Genomic DNA, 16,273 nt, shown 5'->3' with positions numbered 1-16,273 from the left:
TTGAAGTTCTTTGGCCTTAACGGTCGTTCATTTCCGGATGACGTAAAAGGTATTGTGGTGTTGCTGAAGGAGGGGGAGGTTGTTTCATCCCTAGGTATGCCGAAGGAGGCGGCGGATTTTACGTCGTTGTTGGCCGCTGCGGAGGGCTTCAATGGAAAGCCGAAGGAGAGGGCTCTTGGGGTTTCCCCCTCTGGGGTATGGGTGGCTTTGGCGGGGGTGGGTGACGGTTCATCCCGTAACGTGATGGTAGCTTCCGCCGAGGCCATGAGGTCCCTGGCGTCTAAGGGCTGTTCAAGGGTCATGGTGGCGGCTTCAGGGCTTTGTGACGAGGGCCTTTCCGTGGCGGAGGGGGCGGTGCTTGGAACCTACCGGTTCAACCGGTACAGGGCAAAGGACAAGGATGACCGCTTCGTGGTTCCAGACGAGGTTCACGTCATGGGAGGCCAGGAGCAGGCCATGGCGGAGGGGGCGGTGCTTGGGGAGTCCCAAAACTACACCAGGGATCTTGCCAACGAGCCGGGCAACGTGGTTACCCCCGAGGAGCTGGCGTCGAGGGCCAGGGATTTAGCCGAGCGTTTCGGCTGTCAGGTTACGGTGTTGGACGAGTCCGCCATGAAGGAGAAGGGGATGAACGCGGTGCTTGCGGTGGGCATGGGGTCCTCCAATCCCCCTAGGTTCATCCATATAACCCGCAAGGTCCAGTCTCCGAAGGCGAGGGTGGCCCTGATAGGCAAGGGGCTCACCTTTGATAGCGGGGGTCTTAACATAAAGCCTGGGGACTCCATGAAGACCATGAAGGGGGATAAGTCCGGGGCCTGTGCGGTGTTGGGGGCCTTTTTGGGAGCTTGCCGGCTGGGCCTTCCGTTGGATCTACACGTGATAATAGCCGCTGCGGAGAACATGCCGGACGGCAGGGCATACAGGCCGGACGACATAATAAAGACCTATTCGGGGAAGACGGTGGAGATACTGAACACCGATGCGGAGGGGCGCATGACCCTTGTGGATGCCATAGCCTACGCGTGCGAGCAGGACGTGGACTACGTGGTGGATATTGCCACCCTTACGGGTGCCTGTGCGGTGGCGCTGGGGGAGAACACCGCGGGGCTCTTCAGCCCTGACGACGGCCTGGCGGGGGAGCTTGCGGAGGCGTTCAACCGATCGGGGGAGCGGGTTTGGCGGCTTCCGCTTGATGACGAGACCTTGAGGGAGGGGATAAAATCCCCGGTGGCGGACCTGGCGCAGTGTGGCAGCAGGTATGGTGGTGCCATAACCGCCGCCATGCTGCTGGGTGAGTTCGTGTCCGGTGGGAAGCGTTGGGCTCACCTGGACATAGCCGGCGTGGACGTGGTGAACGAGAACCGGGGGCACCTGGTTAAGGGAGCCAGCGGCTTTGGGGCTCGGTCATTAATAAGGTGGATGAAGGGGCTTTTGGCTTAAGGATCCCGAAGGGGCATTTGAATTTAAAGGGAGATGGATCCCATGGAGCGAGGATCTACCATAGGGATAATCAACGGCGTGGTTTATCCCCTTGCGCCTCCCGGGAGGGCCACGGCCCTTTTCGCCAGGGATGGGGTGCTGGAGTTCATCGGAGGCGATGAGGAGGTCATAGCCCGATGCGACCATAGGACCACCCTTCTAGATCTTAAGGGGGCCTTTGTGTTCCCCGCCTTTGGGGATACCCATCTTCATCTGATGGAGTATGGAAGGTCCTTGGTGTCATTGGACCTTAGGGGGGCCTCGTCCATACCTCAGATGATTGGTATGGGCCGCAAGGCGGTGGAAGGTGATCCTTCCAGGGGATGGCACATCGGTTGGGGATGGGATCAGGAGTCCTTGGAGGAGCGGCGTTTCCCCACCCGGAGGGACCTTGACCTAATAAGTGATCAGAGGCCCATATTCTATGAGCGGGCCTGTGGGCACGTGGGGGTGCTTAACACCCCTGGTTTGAGGGAGCTTGGGCTCATGGATGACCCCAGGATGGCGGGGCCCTTCGTTGAGACCGACCTTGATGGCGTTCCCAACGGGGTTGTGAGCGAGGAAGCCCTCATGTGGGTGCGTTCCAGGCTGCCTGTCTCCTCGGAGGATGAGCTAAGGTGTTGGCTCAAGAGGGCCTGTGAGGCCTTGCTGGCCAAGGGTGTTACGTGGGTTCAGAGTGATGATCTCTCTGCCTTTGGGAGCCTTAAGAGGATGGCGGAGTTCTACCTTGAGGAGGACAAGGAGGGGCGTCTTCCTTTGAGGGTTGACCTCATCTTCAGGATAGGCTCCCGGTCCGAGCTGGAGGAGCTGGAGGAGGCGCTCCGGCTCTTCAGGGCAGTGAAGCCCAGGCACTGTGGTATAGGGCCGGTGAAGCTTGTTTTGGACGGTACCATAGGGGCGAGGACGGCGGCCCTTAACGAGCCCTATTGGGATGCCGCTTCGGAGAGGGGCTTTCTGGCCTTTACCCAGGAGGAGCTTGAGTTCCTCATGAGGGCGGTGGAGCCCCTGGGCTGTCAGGTGGCTTGCCATGCCATAGGAGACAGGGCTCTTGCCCAGGCGGTGAGTGCCTTTGAGAGCCTCCAGGTGGGGGGCTCCTCCGGTTTGCCCCCCCGGGTTCTCCACTGTCAGGTTGGGGATCCCGAGCTCTACAGCCGCATGGCTGAGCTGGGGGTTACGGCGGACATTCAGCCCTTGTTCTTGGCCAACGATTGGAAGATAATACTGGACCGTTTGGGTCCCGACAGGGCAAGGAACAGCTACGCCTGGAAGACCATGGTGGACCGCGGGGTAGCCCTTTCAGGCGAGTCTGATGCTCCTTATGGGATATCCGATCCGTTGGAGGGGATTAGGATAGCGGTGACCCGTAAGGATCTGCACGGGGAGCCAGAGCATGGCTGGATGCCCAACCAGAGACTGGACATATCCGAGGCCTTCTGGCTTTACACCGGCGGAGCCGCCAAGGTTTGCGGCCGATGGAGGAATAGGGGGTCCTTGGAGGTTGGCAAGTCCGCGGACTTCATAGCCCTGTTGGAGGATCCTTTTAGGGTGGAGCCCGATAGGATAGGTGGCGTGGAGGTGGGGCTTACCGTGTGTGGCGGTAAGATCCGCTACCTTAGGTAGGATGAGCTTTGACGGCGATGAGGGGAGTAGGTGATTTTGGCTATAACTCTTAAGGGGTTCCTCCGCAGGGAGGTGCGACCTGCCCTAGGATGTACCGAGCCTGGGGCGGTGGCTTTGAGCGTGGCCAGGGCCTGTGAGGAGCTTAGCGACCGGGAGCATGTGGCGGCGGTTAGGGTTACCGTGAGTTCCAGCATTTACAAGAACGGGATGGCGGTGGGGATACCCGGGGCTAACGGGGCCAAGGGCAATCCTTTGGCCGCTGCGTTGGGTGCCTTGGTTGGCAAGTCCGCCTATGGCCTGGAGGTGTTGAAGGACACCACTGAGGCGGATGTGGAAAGGGCCAGGGCGTGGGTAGATGAGGAGCGGGTGAGCGTGGTATGCGATCCTGGCAGGACCGGGGTTTACGTGCTTTCCGCGGTGTTTACCCCAAGTCACAAGGCGGTTTGCCTCGTTTCCGGAAGCCATGACAGGGTAGCCAAGGTGATGTTGGACGGCCAGGTGGTTTATGAGGACCAAGAGATCTCTGCCCATTCCGGGTCCTCCTGCGGGGACGATGAGCTGCCGGAGTCGTACGCCGATGTGTTCGCCATGCTGGAGCAGATGGACCTTGAGGACCAGGAGTTCCTGCTGCGGGGAGTGGAGATGAACATGGCGGTGGCGGAGGTGGGGCTATCCGGTGATGGTCGTTCCTTGGGGATGGGAAGGTGCATAATGGATGCCTCCAATGGTGACCTTGGGCTTAGGATAAGGGCCACCGCCACCGCTGCGGCGGACAGCCGCATGTGGGGTGTTCAGATGCCCGTCATGAGCAGCGCCGGCAGCGGTAACCACGGGATAACCGCAATACTTCCGGTGGCCATCCTGGGGGATGAGCTGGGTTGTTCCAGGGAGCAGATTGCCCGGGCCTTGGCGTTGAGCCATCTGTCCACCAGCTTTGTGAAGCGCCGGCTTGGCAGGCTTTCCCCGGTTTGCGGGTGTTCCGTGGCCGCTGGGGCGGGTGCTGCGGCGGGGATGTGTCTCTTGCTGGGCGGTGACGTTCAAAGGGTTCAGTCCGCCATGGAGATGGTATTGGCGAACCTGGCGGGCATGTTGTGCGACGGGGCCAAGGAGAGCTGTGCCCTCAAGGTGGGTACCGGTTCCCACGAGGCTTACCTGGCGGCAAGGATGGCCGCCTCGGGGTTGTCCCTTTGCAAACCCCAGGGGGTGTTGTCCTGTGCCTTCGAGGCCTCGGTGGAGAACGTGGCCAAGGTCAACCAGGATGGCATGAGGGACGTGGACAAGGTGATCATAGGCATACTGGATCGATCCTTCGCCGGCCTTGGCGGGGGGGTTTAAGGGTTGACCCCGGACCTTGACAGGATCAGGGGAGAGGTCCTGGAGGTATCCTACAGGGATGATCTAACCGGGTATACGGTGGCCAAAGTGGTCACCCCGGAGGGTGAGACTGTTACGGTGGTGGGTTCTTTTCCCCTGATCATGGCGGGGGAGCGTTTGTCCCTGTTGGGAAGGTGGGGGAGACATCAGCGTTACGGTCTTCAGTTCCGGGCCGAGAAGCTCCGGGTGGAGATGCCGGTATCTGAGGAGGGGCTTGTTAGATACCTGTCCTCCGGGTTGCTACCTGGGGTGGGTCCTTCGGTTGCGAGGCGTATCGTGGAGGCATTCGGCGGTGATACCCTGGAGGTGCTGGACAACCATCCGGAGAGGCTTTTAGAGGTCCCTGGAATTGGGGCTAAAAGGCTGGATGAGATCCGCAGGCGTTGGGAGGAGCACCGGCATAGGCGCCATGTGATGATGGAGATCATGGATTACGGCATAGGGTTCTCCATGGCGGATCGGATATTTTGTGCCTACGGAGACCTGGCCCCTCAGGTGATAAGGAACAACCCCTATCAGCTGGCCTATGACGTGAAGGGTATAGGTTTTGTGACAGCGGACCAGATAGCCAAGGGGATGGGGTTTGACGATCATGCCCCCGAGAGGCTGGATGCCGGTCTGGTCTTTGTCTTAAGGCGTTCCATAGATGATGGGCACTCCATGTTGCCCCAGGAGGACCTTTTGCGTGGGGCCGAGAGGCTTCTCAACGTTAGGGCGGACCTGCTGTCCCAGAGGCTTGAACTGCTGTGTCAGATGGGGACCCTGGAGCGGGAGATCCTTGGGGGGATGGAGTGCATATATCACCCGTTTCTCAGGAGAGCGGAGGAGGAGGTGGCCAGGGCCGTCATGGACCTGGCCGCCTCTGGTGGGCCCAGGTTGAAGTGGGAGCTGGATCTTATGATATCCGCCCTGGAGGGGCAGTGGGGTATGACCCTTGAGGGTCCCCAGCGTGAGGCGGTGAAGGGGGCCCTTTCTCACCGGATATTCGTGATAACCGGAGGTCCAGGGACTGGTAAGACCACCCTGCTTCGGTTTACCGCTGCGCTTTGTGAATCCATGGGGCTTGAGGTGCTTCTGATGGCCCCAACCGGCAGGGCGGCCAAGAGGATGAGCGAGGTCACCGGATTGGAGGCCAGCACGGTTCATCGGGCCTTGGGGTACGATCCGAGGTCCGGTGGTTTCCAGAGGGGCAGTGGAGCCCCCCTGGAGGCGGACGTGGTGGTGGTTGACGAGTTTTCCATGGTGGACCTTCCGCTGTTCCACGGGCTTTTATCGGCCCTTGGGGATGGCTGTTCCCTTGTTCTGGTGGGGGATGTGAACCAGTTGCCTTCCATAGGGCCTGGCACGGTGCTGAACGACCTGATCTCCTCTGGGGCGGTGCCCAAGGTGGAGCTTAGCGGAGTGTTCAGGCAGGCGGAGGAGAGCTTGGTGGTTAGCAACTCCTACCGGATACTCCGGGGAGAGGAGCTGGAGATGCCGTCACTGGATGACGGGTTTGACTTCGCCTTCGTGGAGGAGGAGGATCCGATCGCCGCGGCGGAGCTGGTGGCGGAGCTGGTGGGGTACGAGATACCCAGGCGAACTGGTCTTGATCCCATGTGGGACGTTCAGGTGCTTACCCCCATGCACAAGGGGGAGGTCGGGGCCAGGGCGCTTTGTCTTAGGCTGCAGGAGGTGTTGAACCCATCGGGGGAGCCCCTGAGGCGTGGAGAGGGGGCCATACGCAGGGGAGATAAGGTGATACAGCTCAAGAACGATTACGATCTTGATATATACAACGGGGACATAGGCATTGTGAGGGAAGCGCAGGGGGACGGGCTGGTCTTGGATTTCGAGGGTAGGCCAGTTAAGGTTGGGGCCGATGGGGAGCGGAACATCGCGTTGGCCTACGCGCTGACCATTCACAAGTCCCAAGGCAGCGAGTATCCGGCGGTAGTGGTGCCTGTATTGTCCCAGCACTCCTCCATGCTTAAGCGTAACCTTTTGTACACCGCCCTTACCAGGGCTAAGCGGCTGGCGGTCCTAGTGGGATCCCGCAGGGCGGTTTCCATGGCGGTTAAGGTCAAATCCGACGTGTGCAGATACGGGGCGCTGAAGTGGCGCCTTTCGTCGTTGATAAAAGGAGGCAGTTTGTAAGGGCTATGAAGAGGATTTTCGTTTTGCTGTACGCATCCTGTTGTCTGCTGTTGTGGGCCTTTGCCCCTGCGTTTGGGGATATGGGGGACGGGACGTTGTCCCAGATATCCGTGAGGTTTGAGGCCACCTATTCGAACCTTGCGGACTTGGCGGACCTGAGGCTTCCGTTGCGGGTGGAGGGCAGGGAATCCTTCTCTCAGGGTGCTCTTTCCGGAGGGGTGAAGTACGTGATAATCCGCAAGGGCCGACCGGTGGTTCGCCGGGAGGGGGATTCGGTGGCCATGGACGTCCCCCTTTACTTCACCGCCACCTTCTCCGGTGGTTCCATGGGGCTGCCCATATCCGCCAATGCGGATGGGGAGCTTTTGGCCACGGTGGTGGCAAAGCCCAGGGTGTTGCCCGACTGGAGGATATCCACGAATCCCCAGGTGAGGATATCGTGGCGCAAGCCGCCGGCCATTAACCTGATGGGTCTAAGGGTTTCATTCCAGCCCGTGGCGGATCGGGTTATTCGTGAGTGGGTGGACCAGAGGAAGGGCCGGATAGATGTGGTTTTAAACGATCGGCTGGCGTTAAAACGCCGGGCCCAGGAGCTTTGGAACCAGGTTTCGAAGCCCTTGAGCATAGGGGAGGGGGACATCCTCTGGCTTGTGATGAACCCCGAGAGGTTCTGGGCCACCCCCTTGGAGGTTAACGGTGCCGGGGTCTTCATGTCCGCCGGAATGGATGCGAGGATGAGGGTTGTGGGCGGGGCTTTCCCCGGGAGGCCGGTGGTAAGACCCCTGCCGGATCTTGTGTCCGGCGGGGGGGACGGTTCTTTCAGGGTCATCCTCCCCGTTACCATACACTACGCTTTTATAAACTCTTTGATCGCCAGGAACTGGACCCCAAGGGATATTGCCCTCCCGGACGGGGGAAGGGCGAGGCTTGAGAGGTTCGGGATGACCGGAAGGGGTGACCGGTTCGTCCTGGGGGCGGAGCTGATCGGAACCGACGGTAAGGGATCTCCCATCAACTCGGTGGTCAACTTCCTTGGCAGGCCGTTCTACGATATGTCCACTAAGACCGTGTCAGTGGAGGACCTGGGAGTTGAGATAAGTGCCGGTGGTGAAGCTTTGTCGTTCCTGAACGATGCGGTGGTCCCCTCCTTGAGAGAGGTACTCAAATTCCCCATAGGAGATCAGTTGGATCAGCTTCAGAAAGGGTTGGCCAAGGCCTTAAGTGGCCTTAGCTATGGCGGTGCAAAGCTGGACTTCAGACCCTCCAGCTTCGGTGTCATAGGCGTGAGGGCGGATTCTCAAGGCATTCGGGCGGACGTGCAGGCCCAGGGGGTGCTTACGGTTTCGATCCGCTAGGTTGTAGATTGTATGGGTATATAATCACGAGGGGGTGATTAGGCATGATGAGGGGTTTGTTCCGTAGGAGTAGGGTGTTTGTTCTCTCGATGTTGTTGACAGTTGCCTTTTCCTGTGCAGGTGAGGCGAGGTCCGCCTTGGTCTTCCAGACCGATTTCGGTCTTAAGGACGGGGCTGTTTCTGCCATGAAGGGGGTGGCTTTTGGGGAGGATCCAAGGCTTCCTTTGTACGACCTTACCCATGAGATACCGCCTTACTCCATATGGGAGGCGTCATACAGGTTGTTTCAGACCGTCCAGTACTGGCCGGAGGGTACGGTGTTTGTGTCCGTTGTGGATCCTGGGGTTGGCACGGACCGCAAGCCGGTGGTGGCAAAGACCAAGGATGGCCGTTATGTGGTCACCCCTGACAATGGAACCCTTACGCTGCTCGCCGACTCTGTGGGTCTTTCGGAGGTTAGGGTCATAGACGAGACCAAGCATCGCAGGAAGGGATCAGAGAAGTCCTACACCTTCCACGGACGGGATCTCTTCGCCTACACCGGAGCCAAGCTCGCCTCTGGCAAGATAGCCTTTGAGGAGGTGGGGCCGCTTCTTAAGGGTGATGTGGTTAGGATACCTTATCAGAAGGCGGAAGTTAGGGATGGAGCGGTCTACGGGAACATACCAATCTTGGACGTTCAATACGGAAACGTGTGGACCAACATAGGGGAGGATGTCTTTGGGGCCCTCAAACCCGTCAAGGGTAAGATGTATTACGTGAGGATCCTCAAGGATGGCAAGGAGGTGTATCGCGGCATGGTGCCCTTTGCCAACACCTTTGGAGATGTGCCGGAGGGCAAGCCGCTCCTCTACTACAACAGCCTGATGAACCTGTCGCTGGCCCTTAACATGGACAGCTTTGCCGAAAAGTTCGGGATTTCGTCCGGCCCCGAGTGGTCCGTTGAGGTTCGACCCGGCAAATGATCTAGGAGGTTGCGGTCCTAGCTTAAGGGTGTGTGATGACGATTAGGGGAAGCGGGGCGGACCGCCCGCTTCCCCTGTTTTTTACGTACGGCGATTGATTGGCCCGCCTATCCTTATTGCTTTGAGGTGCCGATATTGCCCCTGCCGCCACGACGGGTTACGTTAAGGTTTAATATGAGTCTATATTTTTGTTTTAGCCACGGATATGATGTCCGATAAAAGGGCCTGGGCGGTCTCGTCTCTTCCGGCCCCCGGTCCTGATATCGTAACCTTCCCCAGGTGGTCAGTGGTTATGGTGGCGGCGTTGAGGGCTCCTCTTACCCCGAAGAGCGGGTGTTCTCTTGGCACCTCCACTGGGGACACCTTTGCTTTAACCTCTCCCCCGTCCATGTGGATGGATGCGATGAGCTTTACCGATCTGCCCTCCATCTTTGCCCTTTGCACATGTTTCGACGTAAGGCCGGATATGCCGGTCCTGTCCACCTGGCTGACCTTGAGCTCCACCCCGAAGGCCACCCAAGACAGGACGCACAGCTTAACCGCCGGGTCAAAACCCTCCACGTCAGCGGTGGGGTCCGCTTCCGCATAGCCCAGATCTTGGGCCTCCCTAAGGGCTTCGTCATATGAAAGGCCCTCTTCCATCCGAGAGAGCATGTAGTTTGTGGTGCCGTTTAGGATCCCCTCAACGGACTCTATGCTGCACCCCGCCAGGTCCTCCCGTATGAGCCTTATGAGGGGTGTCCCGCTCATGACGGCCCCCTCGTAGCGGAAGGAAAGGCCGTTCTTCTTGGCGGTCTCCTCAAGCTCTGCCGCCGCCACCGCAAAGGGCCCCTTGCTGGTGGTCACGAAGTGGGCACCCGAGGAGAGGGCGGACCTTGCGTGGTAAAGCCCGGGTTCACCGGTCGCAAGGTTTGTGGGAGTGGCATCGGCTACTATGGTGGCTCCGCTTAGCCGGATAACCTCTTCCAGCGGGATCGTGCCGAATGGGTCCGGAAGCTTCCCCGCCGCCAGGCCCTCCAAGACCTTCTCTTCATCCAGACCCCGGGGGTTCATCGTGGAGCCGCACCTTATGTCTCCTACGTACGTGAGCTTTACGTCAACCCCATATCGCGCCTTTAGGTGGTCCCGCTTGCGGGCTAAAATGCCCACCAGCGCCTTACCCACGTTGCCGCAGCCCAAAAGGGCAACCCGGTGTTCCAAACTTCTCGCCTCCTCTTGGTTTTAATGGAAGGATTTTTTCCGCCAAGTATAGCACGATTTGCCGTCAAAGGCCTTTGGATTCCACGGGCATTACAAGCCTCGTGACCCGGTCGATGAGTGGTACGTCCCCCAGGTTGAGGTCGGTCAAAACGCACCTCCCGAAAACCTCTTCCCTCCCGTTTACCTTGAGGCTCCAAAGGTTATGCAGCACCAGGGGGTTGCCGTTTTGGTGCCCCGCGTACAGCATCACGTGTCCCCTCATGTAAAGTATTGATAGGAACGGGATCCCCCTATCAACTATGAGCCTTGCCTTTTCCCTCCTGGGGAGCCTTGACAGGTCAAGCCCAGCCATCCCCCCCTGGCCGTGGGAGTTCCTCGGCAGCCAGATGCCAAAGGGGATGAGGGCATCTCTGGTGGTGGAGGAGCAGTCCCTGTTGCCGTAAAGCCCTCCCCATCCGTAAGGCTGGTGGAGGAAGGACTTTGCCAGGGCCTCAAGGGCCTCGGAGGTGGCGGGAACTGGAAAGGGGCTTATGGAGTCGCTTTTCCTGCCCTTCACAAGCTCCAACCGTCCTTCATGGGGGTTCCAGAGGGGCAGGAGGGGGGCCCCGTCCTCGTCAATGGGTATAAGGGTGCCGATGTCCCCGGTGAAAGCGGATATGCCGGATTGGTAGGCCAGGGAAGAGCCGTCCTTTGTGATTACTCCTAGCGAGGCCCCCTGTATCCTTTCTACGGTGTCCTGGTCCAGCAGGGCCACCGAGTCCTCCTCCAGCCATCCGGAGGCCCATGGGGTAACTACAAGCAGCCAGCCTTGAACCTTGGCGGTCACCAGGAGCGGTTCCATGGGGTTGACCGTCCCGTTCTGAAGTCTGTCGAAGGGGAAGGATGTTTTTGAACCCCCGGGAGGTTCGAACAGCGGCTCCCTAGTGGGGAGGACCCTAAGGTCCGATCGCTTCAGGGCCATCCCGGGGGTCCTTGCCTCGCTTGCCTGGGAGGCAAGGCTGACCCAGGCCTCCTTCCTTGACCGGTCCGCGATTAAGAGGTTAGATCCCACCAAGGGGGAATCCAGGATGTTCCGGTACCAGCTTTGGAACTCCCCCTTTGGGTTAAGGGAAGAGGCCTTTGAGCTCCAGGGCATGAAGTAGCGGGCTTTAAACTGCTCGGCCAGCGCTGCTTGGAGCTCATCTGGAATGACCCGCGTGGCTACCCCATCAGCGTTTGCCCGCCCAGGGTGCAGGAGGAGGACAAGCGCAAGAACCCCGATTAGATGGATTAGAGACCTTGATTGTGGCTGGGACATGAAAAAACCTCCCCGTAGGATCTTCATCTTCCGGGGAGGATAGCACATTTTCGGCTTTCTTATATTACGACCTGCTCCTGTGAGGGAAACTTCTCTTCCTGTCCCTTGGGGCGGGCTGGAAATCCTGTTCGAACCTGGTGAAATCGTTAAGTCCCTCCCGGGCCAGTCGATCCCTTCGGCGCTCGATCTGGGATGCCGCATAGGGGGATAGCTCCACGAAGGCACAGCGGTCCTTGAGCTTTATGTTACCCACGTCCTCCCTCTTTACGCCCAGTCCCCTGCAGAGAGCTCCCAGAAGGGACCCCACTTCCCATCCGTCCTGTCTGCCGGAAGGGAACTTCATGGTAACCGCTCCGGAGATGAGCTTCTTGAGAGGCCGGTCTGAGGCGCGCCGAGGCCTGTCGGAGCTCCTCCCCTTGGCCATCTCCATCTGGACGTCCTCCCTTATGGAGTACCCCTTGGGCTCATCGGCGAAGGACCTGCTCAAGAGCCCCGCCACTATCTCCGCCGCATCGTCCCGCTGGAGGATCTCCTCCGCCCACTCAAGGTACTCCTCGGTCTCCGCTGGGTTGCTTACGCACCACCTCTCCAGTTCCGCCTTCGAGAGGGACTCCACCTCCTCCGCGTCCGGAGCGGGGAGCCACTCGACCTCAAGAGAGGTCCCCCTTATCATGGATCGGAACTCCCCGGCCTCCCGGGCGGTGAGAAGGATGAGGTTGCGTCCCTCCTGTCCGGCTCGACCGGTCCTCCCGCTTCGATGGATGAAGGTCTCAAGGCACCCGGGCAGCCCGAACTGTATCACGTGGGATACCCCGCTTATGTCCAACCCCCGGGCGGCCACGTCGGTGGCAACCATTATCTGGTTCCTGCCCCGCCGCAGGCTCTCAAGGGCCATGTTCCGCTCCCTCTGAGTCATGTCCCCGTGGAGCGCACCGGCCTTGAACCCCTCGTCGCACAGCCGCTCCGCCAGCTCCTGGGTTTGCAGCTTGGTGGCGCAGAACACGATGGCCCTCCGAGGACGCTCGAAGAGGAGCACGTTGGCCAAGCCCTCGAACCGCTTCCTGGCGGGTATTATGTAGGCCCTCTGGACTATGTCATCGTGTTTTGCCGCATCGTCCACCAGGGAGATCTTCCTGGGGGCGTCCAGGTACTGCTTGGCCAAGGTCACCACTTCCTCCGGCATGGTGGCGGAGAAGAGCCAGTTCCTCTCGACCCCAGGCATGGCCTCTATTATGGCCTCCAGCTCATCCTTGAAGCCCAGGTCCAGCATGTGGTCCCCCTCGTCAAGGACCAAGCTTTGAATCGTGTCGGCCTTGAACGACCCCCGACGGATGTGATCAAGCACCCTGCCAGGAGTTCCCACCACCACGGCGGCCCCGTCCCTCAGGGCCTTGACCTGCCTCTCCATGTCCATGCCTCCTACCAGGGAGGCCACCTTGATCCTCATCTCGTAGCCCAACCACTGGAACTCCCTGGCGGTCTGAAGAGCCAGTTCCCTGGTGGGGGAGAGCACCAGCACCCGGGGGGTACGTTCCCCCGCGTTCATCTGGTTCAAGAGCGGAAGGGCGAAGGCAAGGGTCTTGCCGGAGCCGGTCTTGGCCTGAACTATGAGGTCCCCGTCCGACAGGGTCGGGTCCTCGAGCATCCTCACCTGAACGGGCATGGGGTGGTCAAAACCCTTGCGCCTCAGGGCCGATAATAGCTCGTCCCTGAGGGGATACTGGTCAAATCTTTCAATCGTCATGCGTGCACTACCTCCTGAAGTTGTTGTGAAGGCTCGGGTCTTCCGTCGTCCCTGCCCCCACTGTCCTTCAAGAGCCCAGCGCCCTTGCAAAAGAAGAAGCTTCAGAAAAACGGCTTTACGCCGGGACGATACGGAAAACTCGCATTGCCTATGTCCCCAAAGGACACCAAAAAGGGGCGCGACCTGCACGCCCCTTTTAAAGTTCCCTGCGAAGTCACTGAACCATTATGGGCCTTTTTGGGGATTTGTCAACTTTAGGCCGAAAACTTTCCCCCTTTCCCCAGGCTCATCTACCCTTTATAACCATGATGGAGAGCATCCCAATGGAAACCCCTATGGATGCTATGACTAACACGATCGCCGTGTGGACCAGGCCCTTTATTATGATCCTGGAGTTAAGGCTTATCTTTATGGACAGCTTTGGAAGGGACATCTTGGGCAAGGGGAGTTTGAACCCAAACCTCCTTTTGTTCCCTTCTCCTTTCGTTTCTTCCCCTTTCATTTCAACCGCCTCCTCTTGGTACACGGGGGCGCTGGAAGCGGGCTCCTCGTACCGAGAGGGTTCTTCGAACAGATCCTGCGTCGGAGAGGGGTAGGGCTCTGGTTCCGCTTCCCATGGGGCAATTGGATCCATGTCCGCTGGGTTATCTGCGGTGGTTTTGACCTCCTGCTCCGGATCAGGCCCTTCCGGGCTATCGGTTTCAACCTCACCGTCCGGTTCCTCCCCTTGGACAGGGGGCGTTTGAGCGTTGGCCAGGGAAGATCGTCTTGGGGCGGTGTATACGTCGGCTCCGCAGGAGGAGCAGAACATCGCATGTCCTTCGTTGGGTTCACCGCACCCGGGGCATATCTTAGGGTCCGGATCCATCACCTCCGCCTTGGACAGCTGAGATCCGCAGAGGATGCAGAACCTGGCACTGGCGGAGTTGTTGTAGCCGCAGCTTCCGCAGAGCATCGTACCACCCCCTTGGTGCCCCTTTGAGCTTGATCTCATGGTTCATATGTTATCATAATTTGCATTATAATAATTTAAACTCAGGAGGTGAGCCCTTTGAGCAAGGAGAGCAAGGAAGAGAAGAACCGGAATGACGTGAAGGACCGAAGGGGTTTTAAGGCCTGGGATTTCCTTACAGGGCGGAAAGCCTTTGACGGTCTTGGTGACAGGGCAGCCGAGTTCCTCACCCTTTGCAAGACCGAGCGGGAGGCGGTAAGGTGGCTGGAGGATAGGCTCCGCAGCCTTGGGTTCGGTGAAGGGGGGCAAATGACCGAGGCAGGGACCTTCATCAACTGGAAGGGCAGGGCCCTGGGGGCCTACAGGCCCGGTAAGCGCCCCGCCTCGCAGGGGGTGAGGATCACCGCCTCTCATGGAGACTCCCCCAGGATAGACCTGAAGTCCAAGCCCCTTTACGAGGAGAAGGGGCTTCTCATGGGTGACTGCCACTACTACGGGGGGATAAAGAAGTATCAATGGGTTAACGTGCCCCTGGAGATCAGGGGAGAGGTGCACTTTAAGGACCGCAGCACCGTGGTCCTGGATGGCAGGGACGTTAAGCTTATGATACCGGACTTAGCGCCTCACCTCGACAGAAACCTGGACGGCAGGAAGGCCAGCGAGACGATCAAGGGTGAGGACCTGGACGTCATCTTGGGTCACAAGCCCGGTGCTGAGTCGGTTAAGGAGCAGGTTTTGAGCATACTGAAGGACCGTTACGGTGTGTCCGAGGACGACCTGGTGTCGGCGGATCTGGCGTTGGTACCTGCGGGGGAGGCCTTGCTCTCCGGCTTTGACAGGTCGCTCCTCACCGCCTACGGTTTGGACGACCGGATTTGTGTCTACACCTCCTTTGAGGCCTTCGTGTCCGCCAAGGACCTTGAGGTTGGGGCGGTGTTTTTATGCCTCGACAGGGAGGAGATAGGCAGCGAAGGGATAGGAGGAGCCCAGGGGGCCCTTTTGAGGATACTCATGTCCTACGTGCTTGAGGCCGAGGGCGCCGTTGGGACCTTCCAGCTGGACAGGGCCCTGGCCGCTTCGGAGGCCATAAGCGCCGACGTCACCGAGGCCTTCAACCCCATGTACAAGGACGCCTTCGACATGAATCAGCTCCCCGTGGCGGGGGACGGTCCCGCGGTGATGAAGGGGACAGGTCTGAAGGGTAAGTATGAAGGCAGCGAGAGCAGGGGTGAGTTCGTGGCCAAGGTAAGGGGCTGGCTTGACGAGGCCTCGGTACCCTGGCAGGTGGGTAGCCTTGGCAAGGTGGATACCGGCGGGGGTGGCACCGTGGCCAAGTACCTTGCAAGGCACGGGATCGATGTGCTTGACATGGGCCCCGCGGTGATATCCCTGCACGCCCCCTTCGAGATGATGAGCTTGGCGGATGTGGCTGCCACAACGGCGGCGTATCGAGCGTTTTACGAGGGAAGGTAAAGAGGCGGGGAAGGCGAAAGGATAAGCCCAAAGGGGCGGATCGAACGGGGGGGGTAACTCCCGCTGGGCCCCTTTGGGCTTACTTGTGAAACGGAGTTTTATTTTAGCTGAAGCTGACCTTGGGGGCGGTGCGCTCCGATGGATCCTCCAGCTGGAAGAAGTCCCTCTTGGAGTATCCCATGGTGCGGGCCACTATGAGGCTTGGGAAGGAGTCCACCATTATGTTGTAATCCCTTACGGTACCATTGTAGTAACGCCTGGCCAGCTGTATTTGGTCCTCCAGTTCCCCTAGGGTCCTCTGAAGCTCCGAGAAGTTCTCCGAGGCCCGGAGCTGTGGATAGGCCTCCGCCACTGCGAAGAGGCTCCTCAGAGTTTGGGTCAGGCCGTTTTCCACCTGAGCCCTCTCCGCCAAGGAGGAAGCGGAGTTCATCTGGTTCCTAAGCCTGGCCACCTCCTCGAAGACCTCCTTCTCGTGGGTAGCGTAACCCTTTACGGTCTCCACCAGGTTGCCCACCAGGTCCCAGCGCCTTTTAAGCTGTACGTCTACACCGCTCCAAGCCTCGTCCACCATGTTCTTAAGTTTTACGAAACGGTTGTAGATGCTTAAAAACCAAATGCATAGGACCACTATCACTCCAAGTATGCCGAAGAATATCATACGATCCCTTCCTCTCTTTT

General features: G+C 59.3%; 12 protein-coding genes. 7 read left to right on the top strand and 5 right to left on the bottom strand.

All coding sequences use genetic code 11. The features are described 5' to 3' along the window. Genes THEVEDRAFT_RS06510 through THEVEDRAFT_RS06485 form a run of 6 tightly spaced genes read left to right on the top strand, consistent with a single transcriptional unit; the run spans nt 1 to nt 8,929 of the window. Nucleotides 1-1,440 (top strand): leucyl aminopeptidase family protein, encoded by a 1,440-nt coding sequence (locus THEVEDRAFT_RS06510; protein WP_006583922.1) that lies wholly within the window; start codon nt 1-3, stop codon nt 1,438-1,440. 33 nt (nt 1,441-1,473) lie between these two features. Continuing rightward, nucleotides 1,474-3,099: an amidohydrolase gene (locus tag THEVEDRAFT_RS06505; protein ID WP_245522626.1), complete on the top strand. Its 1,626-nt coding sequence runs from the start codon at nt 1,474-1,476 to the stop codon at nt 3,097-3,099. A gap of 36 nt (nt 3,100-3,135) precedes the next feature. Then, the gene (locus THEVEDRAFT_RS06500) at nt 3,136-4,434 is read left to right on the top strand and encodes an L-cysteine desulfidase family protein (RefSeq protein WP_006583920.1); all 1,299 of its coding nucleotides are present in this window, start codon (nt 3,136-3,138) and stop codon (nt 4,432-4,434) included. A gap of 3 nt (nt 4,435-4,437) precedes the next feature. Next, complete coding sequence (gene recD2, locus THEVEDRAFT_RS06495) at nt 4,438-6,609, top strand: SF1B family DNA helicase RecD2 (protein ID WP_006583919.1); 2,172 nt, start codon at nt 4,438-4,440, stop codon at nt 6,607-6,609. A 5-nt stretch (nt 6,610-6,614) separates the two neighbouring features. Then, nucleotides 6,615-7,964 carry a DUF4403 family protein gene (locus tag THEVEDRAFT_RS06490; RefSeq protein ID WP_156787131.1) on the top strand — a complete coding sequence of 450 codons (1,350 nt, stop codon included), beginning with the start codon at nt 6,615-6,617 and terminating at the stop codon, nt 7,962-7,964. 44 nt (nt 7,965-8,008) lie between these two features. Continuing rightward, nucleotides 8,009-8,929 (top strand): SAM hydrolase/SAM-dependent halogenase family protein, encoded by a 921-nt coding sequence (locus tag THEVEDRAFT_RS06485; protein ID WP_006583917.1) that lies wholly within the window; start codon nt 8,009-8,011, stop codon nt 8,927-8,929. 180 nt (nt 8,930-9,109) lie between these two features. Here the strand turns inward: THEVEDRAFT_RS06485 and THEVEDRAFT_RS06480 are convergent, their stop codons facing one another. The 4 genes from THEVEDRAFT_RS06480 to THEVEDRAFT_RS06465 all read right to left on the bottom strand — a co-directional run bounded on the left by THEVEDRAFT_RS06480 (nt 9,110) and on the right by THEVEDRAFT_RS06465 (nt 14,125). Next, nucleotides 9,110-10,129, bottom strand: a complete 1,020-nt coding sequence (locus THEVEDRAFT_RS06480) for a homoserine dehydrogenase (RefSeq protein ID WP_006583916.1) — start codon at nt 10,127-10,129, stop codon at nt 9,110-9,112. Between the two features lie 64 nt (nt 10,130-10,193). Continuing rightward, nucleotides 10,194-11,426 (bottom strand): C40 family peptidase, encoded by a 1,233-nt coding sequence (locus tag THEVEDRAFT_RS06475; protein ID WP_006583915.1) that lies wholly within the window; start codon nt 11,424-11,426, stop codon nt 10,194-10,196. Between the two features lie 64 nt (nt 11,427-11,490). Then, on the bottom strand, nt 11,491-13,170 hold the full coding sequence (locus THEVEDRAFT_RS06470) for a DEAD/DEAH box helicase (protein ID WP_006583914.1): 1,680 nt from the start codon (nt 13,168-13,170) through the stop codon (nt 11,491-11,493). Between the two features lie 286 nt (nt 13,171-13,456). Continuing rightward, nucleotides 13,457-14,125 (bottom strand): zinc ribbon domain-containing protein, encoded by a 669-nt coding sequence (locus THEVEDRAFT_RS06465; protein ID WP_006583913.1) that lies wholly within the window; start codon nt 14,123-14,125, stop codon nt 13,457-13,459. A 96-nt stretch (nt 14,126-14,221) separates the two neighbouring features. On the opposite strand from THEVEDRAFT_RS06465, the gene THEVEDRAFT_RS06460 reads away from it, so the two are divergent. Then, nucleotides 14,222-15,595, top strand: a complete 1,374-nt coding sequence (locus THEVEDRAFT_RS06460) for a zinc-binding metallopeptidase family protein (protein ID WP_006583912.1) — start codon at nt 14,222-14,224, stop codon at nt 15,593-15,595. Between the two features lie 103 nt (nt 15,596-15,698). On the opposite strand, the gene THEVEDRAFT_RS06455 is transcribed toward THEVEDRAFT_RS06460, so the two are convergent. Further along, a complete protein-coding gene (locus tag THEVEDRAFT_RS06455; RefSeq protein ID WP_006583911.1) occupies nt 15,699-16,253 on the bottom strand; it encodes a LemA family protein in 555 nt (184 codons plus the stop codon). Nucleotides 16,254-16,273 lie beyond the last annotated feature (20 nt).

Origin of the sequence: Thermanaerovibrio velox DSM 12556 (assembly GCF_000237825.1) — a bacterium.
In the GTDB taxonomy this organism is placed as follows: Bacteria; Synergistota; Synergistia; order Synergistales; family Synergistaceae; genus Thermanaerovibrio; species Thermanaerovibrio velox.
This window is presented reverse-complemented; position numbering and strand designations above follow the sequence as displayed.